This is a genomic window from Sphingomonas sp. M1-B02 (genome assembly GCF_026167525.1).
Taxonomy (GTDB): domain Bacteria; phylum Pseudomonadota; class Alphaproteobacteria; order Sphingomonadales; family Sphingomonadaceae; genus Sphingomonas.
In genome coordinates, this window is record NZ_CP110679.1 from 2445389 (window position 1) to 2464628 (window position 19240).

General features: G+C 66.5%; 17 protein-coding genes and 1 tRNA gene. 11 read left to right on the forward strand and 7 right to left on the reverse strand.

The genetic code is table 11. The features are described from left to right. The first annotated feature begins 14 nt into the window (after positions 1-14). The 3 genes from OKW87_RS11775 to OKW87_RS11785 are packed head-to-tail and all read left to right on the forward strand — an operon-like array spanning position 15 to position 3141. Entirely contained in the window at positions 15-962 is a 948-nt protein-coding gene (locus tag OKW87_RS11775) for a Gfo/Idh/MocA family oxidoreductase (protein WP_265539728.1), read from the forward strand. After that, a complete protein-coding gene (gene pobA, locus OKW87_RS11780; RefSeq protein WP_265539730.1) occupies positions 959-2128 on the forward strand; it encodes a 4-hydroxybenzoate 3-monooxygenase in 1170 nt (389 codons plus the stop codon). The genes OKW87_RS11775 and pobA overlap by 4 nt, the downstream gene beginning before the upstream one ends. Continuing rightward, complete coding sequence (locus OKW87_RS11785; RefSeq protein WP_265539732.1) at positions 2125-3141, forward strand: aldo/keto reductase; 1017 nt, start codon at positions 2125-2127, stop codon at positions 3139-3141. The genes pobA and OKW87_RS11785 overlap by 4 nt, the downstream gene beginning before the upstream one ends. A 4-nt stretch (positions 3142-3145) precedes the next feature. Here OKW87_RS11785 and OKW87_RS11790 read toward each other — a convergent pair whose 3' ends face one another. After that, positions 3146-4258: a 5-methyltetrahydropteroyltriglutamate--homocysteine S-methyltransferase gene (locus tag OKW87_RS11790; RefSeq protein WP_265539733.1), complete on the reverse strand. Its 1113-nt coding sequence runs from the start codon at positions 4256-4258 to the stop codon at positions 3146-3148. Positions 4259-4364: 106 nt separating this feature from the next. Here OKW87_RS11790 and OKW87_RS11795 point away from each other — a divergent pair, with 106 nt between their 5' ends. The 4 genes from OKW87_RS11795 to OKW87_RS11810 all read left to right on the forward strand — a co-directional run bounded on the left by OKW87_RS11795 (position 4365) and on the right by OKW87_RS11810 (position 10320). Beyond that, positions 4365-5675 (forward strand): MFS transporter, encoded by a 1311-nt coding sequence (locus OKW87_RS11795; RefSeq protein WP_265539735.1) that lies wholly within the window; start codon positions 4365-4367, stop codon positions 5673-5675. A gap of 62 nt (positions 5676-5737) precedes the next feature. Further along, positions 5738-7159 (forward strand): aldehyde dehydrogenase, encoded by a 1422-nt coding sequence (locus OKW87_RS11800; protein WP_265539737.1) that lies wholly within the window; start codon positions 5738-5740, stop codon positions 7157-7159. 41 nt (positions 7160-7200) lie between these two features. After that, positions 7201-8037, forward strand: coding sequence for a p-hydroxycinnamoyl CoA hydratase/lyase (locus OKW87_RS11805; protein ID WP_265539739.1), 837 nt, complete (start codon positions 7201-7203; stop codon positions 8035-8037). A gap of 192 nt (positions 8038-8229) precedes the next feature. Continuing rightward, positions 8230-10320, forward strand: a complete 2091-nt coding sequence (locus OKW87_RS11810) for an acetate--CoA ligase family protein (protein ID WP_265539741.1) — start codon at positions 8230-8232, stop codon at positions 10318-10320. Positions 10321-10324: 4 nt separating this feature from the next. On the opposite strand, the gene OKW87_RS11815 is transcribed toward OKW87_RS11810, so the two are convergent. The 3 genes from OKW87_RS11815 to ligM are packed head-to-tail and all read right to left on the reverse strand — an operon-like array spanning position 10325 to position 12394. Continuing rightward, on the reverse strand, positions 10325-10771 hold the full coding sequence (locus OKW87_RS11815; protein WP_265539743.1) for a MarR family winged helix-turn-helix transcriptional regulator: 447 nt from the start codon (positions 10769-10771) through the stop codon (positions 10325-10327). A gap of 32 nt (positions 10772-10803) precedes the next feature. Next, a complete protein-coding gene (locus OKW87_RS11820; RefSeq protein ID WP_265539745.1) occupies positions 10804-10983 on the reverse strand; it encodes a hypothetical protein in 180 nt (59 codons plus the stop codon). Between the two features lie 7 nt (positions 10984-10990). After that, positions 10991-12394 (reverse strand): vanillate/3-O-methylgallate O-demethylase, encoded by a 1404-nt coding sequence (ligM, locus tag OKW87_RS11825; RefSeq protein WP_265539747.1) that lies wholly within the window; start codon positions 12392-12394, stop codon positions 10991-10993. A 158-nt stretch (positions 12395-12552) separates the two neighbouring features. Between ligM and OKW87_RS11830 the strand changes: the two genes are divergently transcribed. Further along, the gene (locus OKW87_RS11830; RefSeq protein WP_265539749.1) at positions 12553-13005 is read left to right on the forward strand and encodes a MarR family winged helix-turn-helix transcriptional regulator; all 453 of its coding nucleotides are present in this window, start codon (positions 12553-12555) and stop codon (positions 13003-13005) included. Positions 13006-13047: 42 nt separating this feature from the next. On the opposite strand, the gene OKW87_RS11835 is transcribed toward OKW87_RS11830, so the two are convergent. Together OKW87_RS11835 and OKW87_RS11840 are read right to left on the reverse strand one after the other, a co-directional pair. After that, the gene (locus OKW87_RS11835; protein WP_265539750.1) at positions 13048-15462 is read right to left on the reverse strand and encodes a TonB-dependent receptor; all 2415 of its coding nucleotides are present in this window, start codon (positions 15460-15462) and stop codon (positions 13048-13050) included. A gap of 294 nt (positions 15463-15756) precedes the next feature. After that, positions 15757-15831, reverse strand: a tRNA-Gly gene (locus OKW87_RS11840). A gap of 181 nt (positions 15832-16012) precedes the next feature. On the opposite strand from OKW87_RS11840, the gene OKW87_RS11845 reads away from it, so the two are divergent. Genes OKW87_RS11845 through OKW87_RS11855 form a run of 3 tightly spaced genes read left to right on the forward strand, consistent with a single transcriptional unit; the run spans position 16013 to position 17678 of the window. Next, positions 16013-16909, forward strand: coding sequence for a tetratricopeptide repeat protein (locus tag OKW87_RS11845; RefSeq protein ID WP_265544100.1), 897 nt, complete (start codon positions 16013-16015; stop codon positions 16907-16909). Next, positions 16906-17517, forward strand: coding sequence for an LON peptidase substrate-binding domain-containing protein (locus tag OKW87_RS11850; RefSeq protein ID WP_265539751.1), 612 nt, complete (start codon positions 16906-16908; stop codon positions 17515-17517). Before OKW87_RS11845 ends, OKW87_RS11850 begins: the two co-directional genes overlap by 4 nt. Then, positions 17514-17678, forward strand: a complete 165-nt coding sequence (locus tag OKW87_RS11855; protein ID WP_265539752.1) for a Trm112 family protein — start codon at positions 17514-17516, stop codon at positions 17676-17678. Before OKW87_RS11850 ends, OKW87_RS11855 begins: the two co-directional genes overlap by 4 nt. A 15-nt stretch (positions 17679-17693) precedes the next feature. On the opposite strand, the gene OKW87_RS11860 is transcribed toward OKW87_RS11855, so the two are convergent. Next, positions 17694-18911, reverse strand: coding sequence for a UbiH/UbiF/VisC/COQ6 family ubiquinone biosynthesis hydroxylase (locus tag OKW87_RS11860; protein ID WP_265539754.1), 1218 nt, complete (start codon positions 18909-18911; stop codon positions 17694-17696). Positions 18912-19240 lie beyond the last annotated feature (329 nt).

Here is a 19240-nt window from a genome sequence, read left to right on the forward strand (position 1 = left end):
GAAGGAATGTTGGAATGAAAATCGCACTCGCCGGCGCCGGCGCCTTTGGCGAAAAGCATCTCGACGCGCTCAAGCTGATCGACGGCGTCGAAGTCGTCTCGGTGGTCGGACGCAGGCTCGAGCCGACCCAGGCGGTGGCCGACAAATATGGCATCGGCCATGCCTGCACCGATCTCGCCGAGGCGCTCGAACAGCCCGGGCTGGACGCGGTGATCCTCGCCACGCCGACCCAGATGCACGCCGCGCAGACGATCCAGTGCCTCGAGGCCGGCAAGCATGTCCAGGTCGAGATTCCGCTGTGCGACAATCTAGCGGACGGCGAGAAGGTGCTCGCCAAGCAGCAGGAGACCGGGCTGGTCGCGATGGTCGGCCACACGCGGCGCTTCAATCCGAGCCACCAATATCTCCACGGCAAGATCGCCGCGGGCGAGCTTGCGGTCCAGCAGATGGACGTCCAGACCTACTTCTTCCGCCGCCAGAATATGAACGCCAAGGGCGAAGCGCGCAGCTGGACCGATCATCTGCTGTGGCACCACGCCGCGCACACGGTGGACCTGTTCGCCTATCAGGCCGGCCCGATCGTCGCCGCCAATGCGCTCCAGGGCCCGATCCATCCCGAGCTCGGCATCGCCATGGACATGTCGATCCAGCTCAAGAGCGAGAGCGGCGCGATCTGCACGCTGTCGCTGTCGTTCAATAACGACGGGCCGCTGGGCACCTTCTTCCGCTATATCTGTGACAACGGCACCTGGATCGCGCGCTATGACGATCTGGTGACCGGCCGCGAGGAAGCCGTGGACCTGAGCGGCGTCGACGTCTCGAGCAACGGCATCGAGCTGCAGGACCGCGAATTCGTCGCGGCGATCCGCGAAGGGCGTGAGCCCAATGCCAGCGTGGCGCAGGTCATGCCCTGCTACCGCGTGCTCGATGCGCTCGAGAAGCAGCTCGCGGGAGCGTTATGAAGACGAATGTCGCGATCATCGGTGCCGGGCCCGCGGGGCTGCTGCTCGGCCATTTGCTGCGCGCCGAGGGGATCGACTGCGTCGTCGTCGAGCGCCAGTCGCCGGCCTATGTCCTGTCGCGGATCCGCGCCGGGGTGCTTGAAAGCGTCACCACCGGGCTGATGCAGCGGCTGGGGCTCGATGCGCGGATGCGGGCCGAGGGGATGGTCGAGGACGGGTTCAACCTCGCCGACGACGACCGGATGATCCGCATCGACATCAAGGCCCTGACCGGGGAACACGTCACCGTTTACGGCCAGACCGAACTGACCCGCGACCTGATGGACGCCGCGCCCGATCGCGGACTGCAGATCGTCTATGCGGCAAGCGACGTCGCGCTGCACGACGTCGAGAGCGATCGGCCGTGGGTCAGCTATGTAGCCGACGGCCAGACGCATCGCATTGACGCCGATTTCATCGCCGGATGCGACGGCTTCCATGGCGCGTCGCGCAAGGCGATCGGCGAGGATCCGGCGCATCGCTTCGAGCGCGTCTATCCGTTCGGCTGGCTGGGTATTTTGGCCGACGTGCCGCCCTGCCATCCCGAACTGATCTACGCCAACGGCCCGCGCGGCTTCGCGCTCGCCTCGATGCGTTCGCCGACGCGCAGCCGCTATTATATCCAGGTGCCGCAGGAGGCGCGAATCGAGGATTGGTCCGAGGATCGGCTGTGGGACGAACTCGCGCTTCGCTTCGATCCGATTTCGGAGCGGGGCGTGGTCCGCGGCCCGGCGCTCGAAATGTCGATCGCGCCGCTGCGGTCGTTCGTGTTCGAGAAGATGCGGCGCGGGCGGCTGTTCCTGGCCGGCGATGCCGCGCATATCGTGCCGCCGACCGGGGCCAAGGGGCTCAACCTCGCCGCCTCCGACGTCGCCTATCTCGCCGAGGCGCTGATCGCCTGGTTCGGCAAGGGGGAGGAGGCGCCGCTGGCCGGCTATGAAGCCCGCGCACTGGCCCGCATCTGGAAGGCGGAGCGGTTCAGCTGGTATCTGACCAAGCTTATGCATCGCTTTCCCGAAGATGGCGCGTTCGAGCATCGTATGCAGCGCGCCGAAATCGACTATGTCGCGACTTCGCGGGCGATGCAGACCGCTATCGCCGAAAATTATGTGGGGCTGCCCTTGTGACGAATTTGCCCGAGCGCGCGCTCGGTTCGCTGAAGGTTTCGGCGATCGGGCTGGGATGCATGAATCTCAGCCATGCTTATGGTCTGCCGCCATCCTCGGAGGAAGGCGGGCGGCTGCTCAACCGCGCCCTAGATCTGGGCGTTACGTTGCTCGATACTGCGGCGCTCTACGGTGGTGGGTCGAACGAGACCTTGCTGGGTGCATCGGTGATGCATCGCCGCCGCGAATTCACCCTCGCCAGCAAATGCGTGCTCGGCATGTATGACGGCAAGCGCGGACTCGACGGATCGCCGGGCGCGATTGCGCAGACCCTCGACGAGGCACTGGTCCGGCTGCGGACCGACCATATCGATCTCTATTATCTCCACCGGCTCGACCGCCGCGTGCCGATCGAGGAGTCGGTCGGCGCGTTGGTGCGGGCCAAGGAGGCCGGCAAGATCGGCGCGATCGGGCTCAGCGAAATGTCCGCGGCGACGATCGCGCGCGCGCATGCCGTTCATCCGATCGCCGCGGTGCAAAGCGAATATTCGCCGATGGGGCGCAACCCCGAAGTGGCGGTGCTCGAGACCTGCGCGCGGCTGGGGATCGGCTTCGTCGCTTTCTCGCCGGTGGCGCGCGGGATGCTCGCCGCCTCGGTCCGCGACGACGCCTACGCGCCGGGCGACATTCGCATGTCGATGCCGCGCTTCCGGCAGCCGAACCTCGCGCACAATCTGATCGCGGTACAGGCTTTCGAAGCGCTCGCTGCCGAGACCGGTTGCACGCCGGCCCAGCTCGCGCTGGCCTGGCTGCTGGCCCGCGGCGACACGATCGTGCCGATCCCGGGGACGCGCAGCATCGCGCATCTCGAGGAGAATGTCGCGGCGGCGGCAATCGTCCTCGAACCGGCGACGATTGCGCAGATCGACGGGATGTTCGCTGGCGACGCGATCCGCGGCGCCCGCTACGCGGCTTCCGCCCAGGCGCAGGTCGATACCGAGCTGCTCCCGGACGAGGAACTCGCCGCCGACTGAACGGTCAGCAGTCGCCCCAGACGTCGCGGGCGACCTCCATCACCAGCCGCATCTTCGCCGTTTGCTGCGCCATCTCGATGTCGTTGCCGTGCACCGTCGAAGAGAAGCCGCATTGCGGCGACAGCGCTGCCTGATCGAGCGGCAGAAACTGCGCAGCATCCTCGATACGGCGCTTGACGTCGTCTGCGCTTTCCATGTCGGCGAGCTTGGTCGTGACCAGCCCGAGCACGACGGTCTTGCCCTTGGGGACGTGCCGCAGCGGCGCGAAGTCGCCCGAGCGAGGATCATCATATTCGAGGAAATAGCCGTCGACCTTGAGCTCGTTGAACAGCACTTCGGCAACGGGCTCGTAACCGCCCTCGGCGGCCCAGGAAGAGCGGAAATTGCCACGGCACAGATGGACGCAGGTGACCATATCGGCCGGCGCATCGCGGATCGAATCGTTGATGATGCGGGCATAGAGGCGCGGCAGTTCGTCGGGGTCCATGCCGCGGCGGCGCGCATTCTCGCGCTGCGTCGTGTCGCACAGATAGGCGAGGTTGGTGTCGTCGAGCTGGAGATAACGGCAGCCGGCGTCGGCGAGGCTGGCGATCTCGGCGCGGTACGCGGCGGCGATGTCCTCGTAGAACTGGTCGAGATCGGGATAGGCGGTTTCGTCGATCGCCTCGCGGCCGCCGCGGAAATGCAGCATTGTCGGCGACGGGATCGTGACCTTGGGGGTCTGCGTGGTGCACGACGCCAGGAACTCGAAATCGCGGCGCTGAATGTCGCGCACATGGCGAACCGGTCCGGTAACCTTCATCACCGGCGGGGCATATTCGAGTTCCTTGCCGCCATGCTGGTGGAACTTGACCTGGGTGCCGCCGGCCTCGTCGACGCCGTCGAGCTGGAGCAGGAAATCGGTGTGGAAATAGGTGCGGCGGAATTCGCCATCGGTGATTCCCTTGAAGCCGAGCGATTCCTGCATCGCCACGACGTCGCGGATGGCGGTATCCTCGACCGCGCGCAGGGCAGCGGCGTCGATCGTGCCGGCTTTAAGGGCTGATCGAGCCTCGATCAGCGCGGGCGGGCGGAGGAAGCTGCCAACATGATCGGCGCGAAACGGCGGGTTGGGCATTGGTCAGGCTCCGGACTATCGAATCTTGCGGGGGTTCCGTATCGCAATCTCTGTTGCCTGGCATAGCAATTTGGCGCAACCGTTGGGCAAAAGAGCGGAGAGGCTGATGCGCACGAACGACCCCCAGGCAATCCTCGACCGGGAGCCGATGTCGCGGGCGCAATGGGCGGTGGTCGCTGTGATGGTCGGGCTCAACGCGCTCGACGGGTTCGACGTGCTCTCGATCAGCTTCGCCTCGCCGGGGATCGCGCGCGACTGGGGAATCGATCGCGGCGCCCTGGGCTTCGTGCTGTCGATGGAGCTGATCGGCATGGCGGTGGGTTCGCTGGCGCTGGGCGGATTTGCCGACAGGATGGGACGGCGCGTGACGATCCTGACCTGTCTTGGCATCATGACAGCGGGGATGCTGGGCGCAGCGAGCGCCGGCGACGTCTACCAGCTCTCCGGCTGGCGGCTGTTCACCGGCCTCGGCATCGGCGGGATGCTGGCAGCGACCAACGCGGCGGTGGCGGAGGCCGCCAACGATCGTCGGCGGGCGCTGTGCGTGGTGCTGATGGCGGCCGGGTACCCGGTAGGGACGATCGTCGGCGGATCGATCTCGGCGGTGCTGCTCGCCAATTATGGCTGGCAGTCGGTCTTCCTGTTCGGCGCGGTGGCGAGCGCCTGCTTCGTGCCGATCGTGCTGCTGGCGGCACCCGAATCAATTGCATTCCTGGTGCACAAGCGGCCCCCGGACGCGCTGGCGAAGATCAATCGCTCGCTCGCCCGGATGGGACATGCCACGATCGACTCGCTCCCCGAGCGCGCGGTCGCGAAGCCCAAGACGTCCGCGATCGATCTCTTCTCCGCCGCATTGCGCCGCAAGACCGTGCTGCTGACGCTCGCATATCTTGCGCATATCATGACTTTCTATTTCATCCTGAAATGGATCCCGAAGATCGTCGTCGACATGGGCCATGCACCTTCCGCCGCGGCCGGGGTCCTGGTGTGGGCGAGCGCCGGCGGCGCGGCGGGCTCGCTGCTGCTCGGGTTGCTGACCTCGCGGGTCAAGCTGCTGCCGCTGACGATCGGCGCAATGCTGGGATCGGTGGCGCTCGTGATCCTGTTCGGCCGCGGCGGAAGCGATATCGCGACCTTGTCGTATCTGGCCGCAGCCGCCGGATTCGCGACCAATGCCGGCGTGGTGGGACTCTATGCGTTGGTCGCGCGCAGCTTCCCCACCGGGCTTCGCGCAACCGCCACGGGATTCGTAATCGGGATCGGTCGCGGCGGATCGGCACTGGCGCCGGCGGTTGCCGGGTTGCTGTTCGCCGCCGGCTATCCGCTTTCCACCGTCGCCATCCTGATGGCACTCGGATCCGCGGTCGGTGCGCTTGCCCTTTTCGGGCTGGCCAGCCGCAAAGCGTCGGCGAGTTGAGCAGCAGGCTGTTGCACCGCTGTAACTTACGTTATATGCTATAACAATATTAGGAGAGGCAAATGGCAACGATGATCCACGAGGGTCGCATGTTCGAGCGGCTCAACCCCGTCACCGGCGAGATCGCGACCAGCGCGCCCGCGGCAAGCGTCGTCGATGCGGACGCGGCGTGCGACGCGGCGGCGGCGGCATTCCCCATCTGGTCGGCAATGGGCCCCAATGCCCGGCGCGCGCTACTGATGAAGGCGGCGACGGCGCTCGAGGCGCGGGCCAGCGAGTTCGTCGCGGCAATGATGGGCGAGATCGGCGCCACCGAAGGCTGGGCGCGGTTCAACCTGATGCTCGCCGCCGGCATGATTCGCGAAGCCGCGGCGCTCACCACCCAGATCACCGGCGAAGTCATTCCTTCCGACAAGCCCGGATGCCTGGCGATGGCGCTGCGCGAACCCGTGGGCGTGATGCTGGGCATCGCGCCGTGGAACGCGCCGATCATCCTGGGCGTCCGCGCCGTCGCGGTTCCGCTGGCCTGCGGCAACACCGTGGTGCTCAAGGCAAGCGAGCAATGCCCGCGCACCCATGCGCTGATTGCCGAGGCCTTTGCCGAGGCAGGATTGCCCGAGGGCGCGGTCAGCATCGTCACCAATGCCCCCGAGGATGCCGCCGAGATCGTCGGCGCGTTGATCGACAACCCCCATGTCCGCCGCATCAACTTCACCGGATCGACCCATGTCGGCCGGATCATCGCGGTGCGCGCGGCGCAGCATCTGAAGCCCGTTTTGCTCGAACTGGGCGGCAAAGCCCCGCTGATCGTGCTTGCCGATGCCGATCTCGACGAAGCGGTGAAGGCCGCCGCTTTCGGCGCCTTCATGAACCAGGGCCAGATCTGCATGTCGACCGAGCGGATCATCGTCGAGGAGAGCATCGCCGACGCCTTCGCCGCGAAGTTCAAGGAAAAGGTCGCATCGATGGCGGTCGGCGATCCGCGCGACGGCAAGACCCCGCTGGGGGCCGTGGTCGACCAGAAGACCGTCGATTGCGTCCGCGGCCTGATCGACGATGCGCTGGCCAACGGCGCCGAGCAGCTGGTCGGCGGCGAGGCAAATGGCGTGCTGATGCCGGCGCATGTCATCGACAAGGTGACGCCCGCGATGCGGCTGTTCCGCGACGAAAGCTTCGGCCCGGTCGTCGGCATCGCCCGCGCACGCGACGAAGCGCATGCGATCGAGCTTGCCAACGACACCGAATATGGCCTGTCGGCCTCGGTCTTCACGCAGGACACGGCGCGCGGGCTGCGCGTCGCGCGGCAGATCCAGTCGGGTATCTGCCATATCAATGGCCCCACCGTGCATGACGAGCCGCAGATGCCGTTCGGCGGGGTCAAGGCATCGGGCTATGGCCGCTTCGGCGGCAAGGCCGGCATCGATGCCTTCACCGAATTGCGCTGGATCACGATCGAGACCCAGCCGGGCCATTTCCCGATCTGATCGATCGCACGCCAAGACATTTAGAAGGATTAGCCGAAACCATGACTGAACTGAGCAGCGGCGGCGTCGTCGCCTATGATGTCGAAGACGGCATCGCCTGGGTCCGCTTCAATCGTCCGGACAAGCGCAACTGCATGAGCCCGACGCTCAACCGCGACATGATGACCGTGCTCGACGCGCTCGAGCATCGCGCGGACGTCGGCGTGCTGGTGCTGAGCGGCGAAGGCTCGGCCTGGTCGGCCGGCATGGATCTCAAGGAATATTTCCGCGAGAACGAAGCCAAGGGGCTCGGCGCGACGCGCCAGGCGCAGCGCGAGGCCTATGGCTGGTGGGAGCGGCTGCGCTGGTATCAGAAGCCGACGATCGCGATGGTCAATGGCTGGTGCTTCGGCGGTGGCTATGGCCCGCTGTTCGGCTGCGACCTCGCCTTTGCGGCGGACGAGGCGCAGTTCGGCCTGTCGGAAATCAATTGGGGCATCCTGCCCGGCGGCGGCGCATCCAAGGTCGCGACCGAGCTGATGCCGTTCCGCAAGGCGATGTACCATGCGATGATGGGCGAGAACCTCACCGGCACCCAGGCTGCCGAATGGGGCCTGGTCAACGAGGCGGTGCCGCTGGCACAGCTCAAGGACCGCGTCAGCGAAGTCGCCAAGGTTCTGCTCGCCAAGAACCCGGTCGCGCTCAAGGGCACCAAGGACGCGATCCGCCGCGTCCGCGAGATGACCTATGACAATGCCGAGGATTATCTGATCCGCGCGCAGGAAGCGGCGAACAGCTACGATTCCGAAGGCCGCAAAGAAGCCACGCGGCAGTTCATCGACGAGAAGAGCTACAAGCCGGGCTTGGGCGCGTACGACAAGGACAAGGCGAAGGCATAAAAACTCCTCCCCGAGCTAGCTCGGGGAGGTGGCATCGCGCAGCGATGACGGAGGGGCCGCCGGGCAAAGCACGGCAGGAGGCGTTTGCCTCGAGCGGCTCCGCCGCGTGCCGCGGCGCCCCTCCACCATCGCTTCGCGACGGTCCCCCTCCCCCAGCAAGCTGGGGGAGGAATTTCCAGACAGGATAGCATGATGCCCGATCTTTCCCGCTTGCTCACCCCGCGCTCGGTTGCGATCGTCGGTGCGTCGCCTACCCCCGGGTCGCTCGGCAATTCGGTGCTCGCCAATCTGGTGCGCCACGGCTTTGCCGGCGACATCCACCTGATCAATCCCAAGCGCGACACGATCGACGGCCGGCCGTGCCTCAAGTCGATCGACGATCTGCCCGAGGACGTGGACGCCGCCGTGTTGGCGATCCCCGGCGGGGCAGCGATCGGCGCACTGCAGGCGCTCGCGGAACGCGGTGTCGGCGCGGCAGTGATCTTCGCCGCGGGCTTTGCCGAGGGCGGCGAGGAAGGGCTGGCGGCGCAGGCCGAAGTGGCAAGGATTGCTGCGCAGCATGGCATGGTGATCGAGGGGCCCAATTGCCTGGGCCTGGTCAATTATGTCGATGGCGTGCCGCTGACCTTCGTCGAAACGCCGGCACTGCGGCTGGGCGACCGGCCCGGAGTCGGCATCGTCTCGCAATCGGGGGCGATGGCGGTGGTGCTGGGCACCGTGCTGATGGGCAAGGATCTCGGCATCTCGATCTCGGTCTCGACCGGCAACGAAGCGGCCAGCGGCGTCGAGGACTATGTCGCGCATCTGATTCGAGAGCCGCACACCGGCGTCATCGCGATGATCGTCGAACAGTTCCGCAATCCCGCGCGCTTCCTGGCGCTGGCAGCGCAGGCGCAGGCGGCGGGCAAGACGATCGTCTTGTTGCACCCCGGCCAATCGAGCGCCGCGCGCGAATCGGCGGCGACGCACACCGGCGCGATGGCCGGCGACTGGGACGTGATGCGCGTCAAGGTCGAGCGCGCCGGCGTGGTGCTGGCGCACAACCTCGAGGAACTGGGCGACCTCGTCGATCTGGCGCTGCGTGCACAGCCGCTCGCGGCGGGCGGCACCGCGGTGTTGACCGAATCCGGCGCATTCAAGGCGCTGACGCTCGACCTTGCCGAAGCGATCGGGCTCGACCTGCCGGCGCTGGCCGGCAACACTGCGGCGCGGCTCCGGGCGGGGATGCCCGATTTCATCCCGGTCTCCAACCCGATGGACCTCACCGCGCAGGCCTTGGTCGATCCCGATCTGTATCGCCGGACGCTCGAGCCGCTGCTCGACGATCCCGCCATTTCCTCGGTGGTGCTGGCGATCATCCAGACCGACGAGGCGACCTCGGCGCGCAAATTCCCGCCGATCGTCGACGCGCTGACCGCGCTGGCGCCGCGCAAGACGGTGGTCTTCGCCGGGCTGGACGAAGGCGCCGGCGTGCCTGCCGACTATATCGCGCAGCTCCGCGCGCTGGGCGTGCCCTATTTCCCCTCGGCCGACCGCGCCTTCCGAGCGCTGGCGCGCTTGTCGCGCCACGCCGCGCGCGACCAGAGCATGAGCGGCGCAGTGCCCGTCGCGCTCGATGGCCTGGCAGCGGGAATCATCCCCGAATATCGCGCCAAGCAATTGCTGGCGCCGGCGGGCATCCCCTTCCCCGCCGGCGATCTCGCGACGAGCGTCGAGGCCGCGCAGGCCATCGCCGCGCGGATCGGCTATCCGGTCGTGATCAAGGCGCAGGCCTCCGAACTCTCGCACAAGAGCGACGCCGGCGGCGTAATCCTGAACCTCGCCGACGCCGAGGCGCTGGCGCGTGGCTGGGACCAGTTGCATGCCAATTTGGCGCAGCACGCGGCGGGGATGGCGCTTGAGGGCGTGCTGGTCGAAGCGATGGGCGCACGCGGCGTCGAGCTGATCGTCGGCGCGCGCAACGATCCCGAATGGGGCCCGGTGATCCTGGTCGGCATGGGCGGCGTCCAGGCCGAATTGCTCCATGACGTGCGGCTGATCGCGCCCGACCTCAGCGAAGCGGGGATCGTTGCGGAACTGAAGCAGCTCAAGAGCGCCGCCTTGTTCGACGGCTTCCGCGGCTCGCCGCCGCTCGATCTGGACGCGCTGACCGCGATGATAGCGCGGCTGGGCAGGGTGCTGGCCGGCACGCCCGCGATCCGCGAGATCGATCTCAACCCGGTTATCGTCTATCCGCGCGGGCAGGGCGTCATCGCACTCGATGCGCTGATCCGCGCCGAATGAACTGCTAGCTCGCGGGCGCGCTTTCGATCCGCGACAGAAGGTTGAGCAGTAATTGCCGCTCGAGATCGCTCAGGCCGGCGAGCAGCTTCCGTTCGTGCTCGGCGATCCGCGTCATGCACTCGGCGAGCAGCGCCTTGCCCGATGCGGTGAGCGCCAGCGAGAAGGAGCGGCGGTCGCTCGGGGTCATCGTCCGCTCGATCGCGGCGCGTTCGACCAATTCGTTGATCAACGACACCATGTTGGCGCGCTTGATGCCGAGTATCTTGCCGACCGCGCCCTGATTGATCCCGGGATTGGCATCGACGATCGCAAGGATGCCGACGAGCACCTGGCGCATCCCCGTGCCCTCGACCGCGGCACGGAAATCGAGCGCGAACTCGCCCGAGGCGCGGCGCAGATGAAAGCCGACAAGAGGGGAAAGGCTGCCGAAGCTGACGTTTTTACGCGACATCTCCCAAATGAAAGCGGGGTTTGCGTCGCCAGTCAACCGGCGCGTGGCGCGCAATCCTCCCGAACTTCGCGCATATGCGGGGCGCACAAGGTCGGGAAGCCGCGGGTGGCCGCAAGCATACGCGCCGCGTCTCCACGATAGAATTGCCAGCCGGCGGTGGTGCCGGTGCGGCTCGCGGCGATTGCGGAGGCGATCCGTTCGATAAGCGTCATCGCCGGCTCAGGCGCGCGTAGTGCGCCAGCCTTCCTGATAGGTTTCGCGCGCCACCCGCGAATAGGGCACCGGACTGACAACGGCGCGGACCTCGATCTGCCTGTGCGGCTCGACGGTGGTCTTGCGGGTGCCGCCGTCGGGCTCGCCCCACACCACCTTGAGCTCGGTGCCGACCGGGATCTCATGATCGACCGTAGCCAGGCTCAGCGCCGATTTCTCGTTATAGCTATAGCCGGTGAACATCGACAGGCCGACGGTGCGGCCGCCCGAATCCACGACCTTGTCGTAATTGGACGAGGCGTAATTCGCGAGCGGCAGATCGAAGAATTTGTAATTTTCGCCATCCGGATCGACCATCGAGGCGAAGATCTTGGCCATGTCCTCGGCATTCCAGGCCAGCGTCACCTTGCGCCGCTGGGCATCCTTGTCGAGCGCCTCCAGCGCCTCGCGGCCGTGGAAATCATGGTCGAACTTCACGAACGGGCCATAACCAAGCTCGTACGGGTTCAGATAATAGTCCTCGATGCTCTCGCCGACGAAGCTGCCGCCGATGCCGCCGGTCGCCTCATAGCTGTCCGCGCCGAGCCATTCGCGATAGCCCTTGAGCTTCTCGCCGGTGTAGATCGCCGGCAGCGGCGAGGGGATCCAGCCGCTCTCCAGCGTGTTCGACGGATAAGCGCGGCTGCCGCAGGCGAGCATGCCGAATTCCTTGCCGGCTTCGAGGATCGCGTTGCGCACCTCTTCCTGCTCTTCATAGGGACCCCAGATTTCGAGCCCCGGTGCGCCGGACATGCCGTGGCGCAGCGTGCGGATCGTCTTTCCGGCGATGTTCATCGTGCTCATGTTGAAGAATTTGAGCTGCTCGACCGGGCCGCCATTGAGCTTCTCGATGATCGCCCAGGCATTGGGGCCCTGGATCTGGAAGCGCCAGTTGACGCGCTTGACCGGCTTGCCCATCGGCCGCGCCGGGCTGCGGTCGTCCTTGATGATCTCGACGTCATAGCCACCCGTCTGGGCGTGGTACATCAGCCAGTTGGCAGCGGGCGCGCGGCCGACATAGACGAACTGCTCCTCGGCCAGATAGAAGAGGATGCCGTCGCCGATGACATGGCCGTAGGGCGTGGTCGGGACATATTGCTTGGCCTTGTTGACCGCAAACCCCTTCATCGAATTGATCGCGGTGTCGCTGATCAGCTTGAGCGCATCGGGCCCGCTGATGAACAGATCGACCATATGGTGCGACTGGTCGAACAGCACCGCCGAGTGCTGCCAGGCATATTGCTCGCTACGCCAGTTCGAGAATTCGGGCGCGACCACCGGATAGACATAGGCGCCGATCTGCGCGTTGCGCAGCATTTCGACCGGGTCTCCTGCGGCGCCGAGCACCTGTTCCAGATTGGTTGCCGTCATGTCGATATCCTCTCGCTCGCAATTGCCGGGCGCCGCTTTCGGGCGCTGTCGGCACCACTCTATTCCGGGGCAAATTGATATGCAACGCATACAGTTTCGATGTCGCCTAGACAGGTTTTCGCGAACCCGGCATGCGTAGCGGGCATGGGACACGAAGCTTGAACGAGGATAAAAGCGCGGCGGCGGACGATGGTGGGGTCGGCGCGATCAACGATATCGTCGGCTTCCACATCCGGCTGGCGCATGGCGCGGTCTATCGCCACTTCATGGAAAGCTTCGCGCATCTCGACCTTACCCAGAAGCAGGTCTCGGTGCTGTGGCTGGTGAGCGACCATCCCGGCATCGCCCAGGCCGATCTCGCGCAGCGGCTGCAGATGGACCGGGCGACGGTGATGGCGATCGTCAATCGGCTGCAGGCACGCGACTATCTCGAGCGCGGCATGTCGCAGGTCGACCGGCGGCGGCAGACGCTGATGCTGCGCCCCGCCGGACACGAGGCGCTACGCGCGGCGCGCACGGCGATCGTCGACCACGAGCATTGGCTGACCTCGCGCTTCACGAAACGCGAGGTGGCGCAACTGGTTGGGTTGCTGACGCGGATCCACGGGTGACCGCGCACGTCATCCCGGGGAGACCGGGATGACGCTGGAAGGTCAGAATGCGCTGGAAAGCTGGACGAACCAGTTGCGCGGCCGGGCGAAGATACGCTCCGCGTAACCGAGCGTGCCCAGCGATGCGTTGCCCTGGATCAGATAGCGCGCGTCGAGGATGTTGGCGATGCCGGCGCTCGCCTCGATTCCGCTGGGCAGCTTGAGGGTGAGCGAGGCATTGCCGACGAAGAAGCCGTCCTCCTCGATCGAGCGGATGCTGCCCGTGATGAACGTCACCTTCGACGTGTAGCTGCCGTCGATCCGCGGGGTCAGCGTCATCTCGTTGCCCAGGCCGATGGCATAGGAGATGCCGAAATTGCCCTGGAATTCTGGGGTGAAGGGCAAATCGTCGCCCGGTGCGACGGTGGCGGTGGCGCCGGGGACCGGGGTGATGCTCTTGATCTTGTCGCGCAGGATGCTGCCCCCGGCATCGAAGACCAGCCCCCAGGGCGAGCGATAGCTCACTTCCGCCTCGAAGCCGCGCATCCGCGCCTCGCCGGCGTTGAACAGCAAGGGTACCACGCCCTGGCGGAAGATCAGCTGGATATCCTGATATTCGGCCTGGAACGCCGCCAGGTTGAGCCGGAGCCGGCCGAACTGCATCTTGGCGCCGACTTCGTAGCTGGTGACCTTTTCCTGATCGAACGGCACCGGCACGTTGCCGACGGGCGCGGCATTGTAGCGCGTGTTGAACCCGCCCGATTTGAAGCTGCGTGCATAGGAGGCGTAGGTGCTGAGCGATTCAGTCCAGCGATATTGCAGGCTGGCCGAGCCGGTGAGCGCCGCGAAGGTGCGCGTGTTGGGCGTGTTGAAGATGAACAAGGGTCCACCCTGCGGTGCCGCGAGCGTCGGCAGCGGGTTCGGATCGGGCAGCGTCGCGGGGAAGAGATTGAAGACCGTGCCCTGATAGAGTTTGGTATCGGAGGTGTAGCGCAGCCCGCCGCTGATCTCGAGCCCGGCCGCCGGCTTGACGCTGACTTCGCCGAACGCCGCGACCGAATCGGTCTTCAGCCGCGAGACCTGCAGATCGCGGCTGGCGGGGCCGCCGCGGAGCAACGAGTTGATCACCGGCGGTGAGGGCGGGAAGGCGAGCGGCACGGTCGCCCGCTCCGCGGTATCCTCGTTGAAATAATAGCCGCCGATGATCGCGCTGACCGTGTTGAAGTCGAGCTGCAGCTGGACTTCCTGGCTGAACTGCTGCGACTTTCCGCCGACATCGGTGGTGATCATCGTGAAGGGCGTATTGTCGGCATCGCGAATGCCGCGTGACTGGGTCTCGCGATAGGCGGTGATCAGCTTGATCGAGGCTTGCTCGGTCAGGCGGATATTGCCGGTCGCGGCCACGCCCCACACTTCAGAGGTGCTGAGCACCGCAGCGGTGCCGCCGTTCACGAAGTCCCCGCGCTGCTGGAAGTCGTTGGCGCAGCGCGAATCATTGATCAGGGGCACGTTGGGCGCGCCGAAGCGGGGGTTGCCGGGCGCGAACGGGGCGAAGGGGATGGTCGCCCCCGGGCAGCCTGCGGCCACGCTGACGATAGCGGCGACCGGCGCCTGCTCGTTGATCTCGGCGAAGGTGAAGGGCGCGCCATGTTCGTTGCGCTTCGAATAATCGGCGCGAAGGAACAGATCGAAGGCGCCCGACGGCTCCCATTTGAGCGCGGCGTTGAACGACTGGCTGTTGTCATTGCCCAGATCGAGCCCGTCGAACGCGCGGATCACATAGCCATCGCGCTTGCGGAAGCCGCCCGAGACCCGCGCCGCCACGGTCTCGCCGATCGGGATGTTGAGCGCGGCGAAGCCTTCATAGAGATTGTCGGTGCCGACGCGGAAGCGCGCGCGACCGCCGAACACGCCGAGTTCGGGCTGGCGGGTGCGCACCAGGATGGCGCCGCCGATCGTGTTGCGGCCGAACAGCGTGCCCTGCGGTCCGCGCAGCACTTCGACGCCTTCGATATCGCCGAAATCGATCGCTCCGCCGACGGCGCGGCCGAGATAGACTTCGTCGAGATAGATGCCGACGCCGGGATCGACCGCCGCGGTGGGGTCGACCTGACCGACGCCGCGGATGAACACGACCGACGACGCGCTGTTGCCCGAAAGCTGGCCGGCGGGCTTGAACTGAAGGCTGGGGGTGACCCGCTCGAGGTCCTGGGTCTGGAGGATCTGGCGGGTTTCGAGCATCTCGGCGCTGAACGCCGTGACCGCAACCGGCGTATCCTGCAGCCGCTCGGCCCGGCGCCGGGCAGTGACGAGGATGTCGCCATCGTCGGCCGCCTGCTCTGCGGCATCGACCGTCGGATCCGGATCAGGGGTTACAGTCTGGGCACTGGCAGGAGTGGCGATTGCACCGGCAAGGCACAGCGCGATGGTGGCCAGGCTGCCCGCAAACATCGTGCGGCGAATGTGCGAAATGCTCATGATTTCTCCCCTAACCTTCCGCGAGTTGACCTCGGCTGTGACGGCGCACGGATCATGTCGGGTGGGCGGCATGATGTCAATTACTGCTATGCTATATAGCTAGAAAGTGCGGGCACGGGCTTGGCGGGGGCGACCGCCCCATTTCGCGCCGTCGTGGATCCACGGCGATTAGTCGAGGTTCAGGAAGGGCCTGGATGCGGCACGGCAAAGCCGTGCCGTCGGTCGTTGCTGCGCAACGCCGGCCGTGCTTCTCGCAATGTCGTGACTTAGCGCCGCTAAATCACGGCGAGAAGCTGGAGCGGGCGAAGGGATTCGAACCCTCGACCCCGACCTTGGCAAGGTCGTGCTCTACCCCTGAGCTACGCCCGCTCGGCGTTCTGCCCGGTGCGACAAGGCGCACGGGGCGGGTGAGGCGCGGCCACTAGCAGGGGGTCACCAAGAGCGCAACCCCCTTGCGCAAACTTGGAAAAGGCTTGGCGACGAAGCGTGAAACCCCCACATAGCGGGCTATCGCTGATCCCCTGAGGAACCCGTCTTGGCCACGCTTGGAATGACCCCCGCCGAAAAGGAAGCGGTCGACGCTTTCCGCCGCGATATCGTCGAGCCGTCGATGACGAGCTTGGTGATGATCGACTTCTGGGCCGAATGGTGCGGGCCGTGCAAGGCGCTGACCCCGGTCCTGGAAAAGGTCGCGGCCGATTATGCCGACAAGGGCGTGAAGCTCGCCAAGGTCGACGTCGATGCGAATCAATTCATTGCCGCGCAATTCCAGGTGAAATCGATCCCGACCGTCTATGCGATGTTCCAGGGCCAGCTCGTCGCCGACCTGACCCCGGCGCGGACCGAATCGCAGCTGCGCACGATGCTCGACCAGCTGCTGCGCCAATTGCCCGTCCAGAACGAAGCGGCGGAGGCGGAAGCCGAGCTGGAGCCGCTGATCGCAATGGGCGAGCAGGTGCTGGCCGAAGGCGACGCGACGCGGGCCCTGTCGGTCTTCGACCAGATATTGGAGATCGCGCCCGAGAATGCCGCGGCGGCAGCCGGGCGCGCCCGCGCGCTGGTCGCCCTGGGGGATGCCGAGGCGGCCGAGGCCGCCCTGGCGGCGATCCCGGAAGATGCGGCCAAGACTCCGGAAGTCGAGCGCGCGCGCGCGGCGCTTGCGCTTGCCAAGGATGTCCAGCCGGTCGCGGACCTATCGGGCCTGGCGGCGCGCGCCGCGGCCAATCCCGAGGATATGGACGCGCGCTACGAACTGGCCGGCGGCCAGATGGCGGCGGGCGATCATGACGGCGCTGCTGCAACGCTGCTGGCGATGATCCAGGACGAGCGCGACTGGAACGAGAGCGCGGCGCGGCAGCGGCTGCTGACTCTGTTCGAGGCGGTTGGGCTCGAAAATCCGTGGGTCTCGGCGCAGCGGCGGAAGCTTTCCGCGATCCTGTTCGGATGAAACACGCGCGGCTCTCGCTGTTTCCGCTTGGCGGGGCGTTGCTCTTCCCGCGGATGCGGCTGCCGCTGCATATCTTCGAGCCGCGCTATCGCGCGCTGGTGACCGACGCATTGGCGCGCGATCGCCGCATCGGCATGGTCCAGCCGCGCGACGCGGCGGATCCGCCCACCCTGTTCGACGTCGGCTGCGTGGGGCGGATCGCAGAGGTGGAAGCGCTGCCCGACGGGCGGTTCGACATCGTGCTGGAGGGACTGGCGCGCTTCACGATCGTCCGCGAGCTCGACGTTACCACCCAGTTTCGCCAGGCCGAGGCCGAGCTGGAGCCCGCGCGCGAGGATGAAGTCCTGGCGCTGGCGGAGCGTGCATCGCTGGAGATGGAGGCGCGGCGCTTCGCCGATGGCTTGGGCTATGCGGTCGATTGGGAAGCGGTCACCCGGCTCGACGACGAGTCGCTGGTCAACGGCATCGCCCAGATCGCGCCATTCGACGTCGCGTCGAAGCAGGCGCTGCTCGAAGCCGATACGCTGGCCCAGCGGTCCGAGCTGATCGTCCAGCTGATGCAGTTCTTCGGCCGCCACGACGATGAGGGCGGGGCGACGCTGCAGTGATCGACCCCTGGCTGCTCGAACGGCTGGTATGCCCGGCGACACGGACGCCTTTGCGCTATGACGAGGCGGCGCAGGAGCTGCTGTCCGACGCGGCGGGGGTGGCCTATCCGATCCGCGAGGGGGTGCCGGTGCTGCTGATCGAGGAAGCGCGCGCGCTGTAACGTTCCGGAGGGGGTTTAGACCGCCAGCCCCTGCAGCAGCTTCGGAACATCGCCCGATTCGCCGCGTGCTTCGGCCATGAACATGCGCTTGAGCGGGGGGAGCCGATCGACCGTCGAAAGCCCGATTCGCCGGACCGCTGCGGCACTCTTGCCGGGGATGCCGAACAGGCGGGTGAGCCCGTCGGTCGCAGCAGCCACCATGAAGGTGTCGAGCCCGCGCCAGCGCTGGTAGCGCGCGAGCAATTGCGGATCGCCGAGATCGAGCCCGAGCCGTTTGCCCTCGACCAGCACCTCGACCAAAGTCGCGACGTCGCGGAAGCCGACATTGACGCCCTGGCCAGCGATCGGATGGATGCCGTGCGCGGCGTCGCCCACGAGAGCCAGCCGGTTCGACGTGATCCAGGCCGCGTGGTGGAAGCCGAGCGGGTAGCTCGACCGCGCCGAAAGCGGCCCCAGCTTGCCGAGGAAGCCGCCCATGCGCTTTTCGGCCTCGGCGAGATAGGCGCGATCGGAGATGCGCAGCATCCCCGCGGCGTCGCTTCCCTTGACCGTCCAGACGACTGCCGAGCGATGGCCGTTCTCGTCGTCGAGCAAGGGGAGGATCGCGAAGGGGCCCTGCGAATAGAAGATTTCGAAGGCGATATTCTCGTGGCTGCGTTCGTGGCCCAGCGTGGCGATCAGCGCAGCATGGTCATAGGTCCAGCGCGCGGTCTTGAGCCCGGCGGCGTCGCGAGTCGGCGAATTGCGCCCCTCGGCGGCGATCAGCAGCGGCGCGCGGACCACCGCGCCCGAATCGAGCGTGGCTGCGACCCCGAACTCGCCGCGATCGACCGAGACTGCGCGGGTCTGCATCCGCAGATCGACACCCGGCGCCGCCTGCGCTGCCTCCAGCAGGGTCCGCCGCAGGACGCGATTCTCGAACATATGGCCGAGCGCGCCTTCGCCCGGATCGGGCGCGAAATCGAGTTTGCCGGGGAGCAGCCCGTCGCTGACCCGGATGCCCTGGATCGGACAGCCCTTGCCCGCGAGCCGCTCCGCCACCCCGATCGCTTCGAACATCCGCATCGGCGCGCTGGCGATCGCCGAGGCACGACCATCGAAATCGGCGGCGAGGATGGTCTGGGGATCGGCGGGATCGACGACGATCGAGCTGAGCCCATGCGCATCGAGCGCAACGGCCAGTGCGCTGCCGACCAGGCCCCCGCCAAGAATGAGAATATCGGCTTGATCCATCCGCCTGCCCTAGGGTCTGAACTCGATACCGGCAATGCCCGAGACGGAGCGGATTTTGGTTCAGGGCAAGGCGCGAGGAGGAAGCGATGCTGAGCATCGTGACCGACGAGGAACGCAGCCCTGGGCCAAAATCCGCCCGCCGCTCTGCGGTTGCCCTGTGAAGCCCGCTGGACTGCGTTGGATCGCTTGCGCGTAGCGCCGCTACGCGACTGCGCAATCCGCCTTGCCAGCAGACTTCACAGGGCAATCTCGGGCGTTGCCGGTATCGAGTTCAGACCCTAGCACTTTGACGCCGCGCTGCCAGCCCGAAGCGCGGGTACAAAACAAGT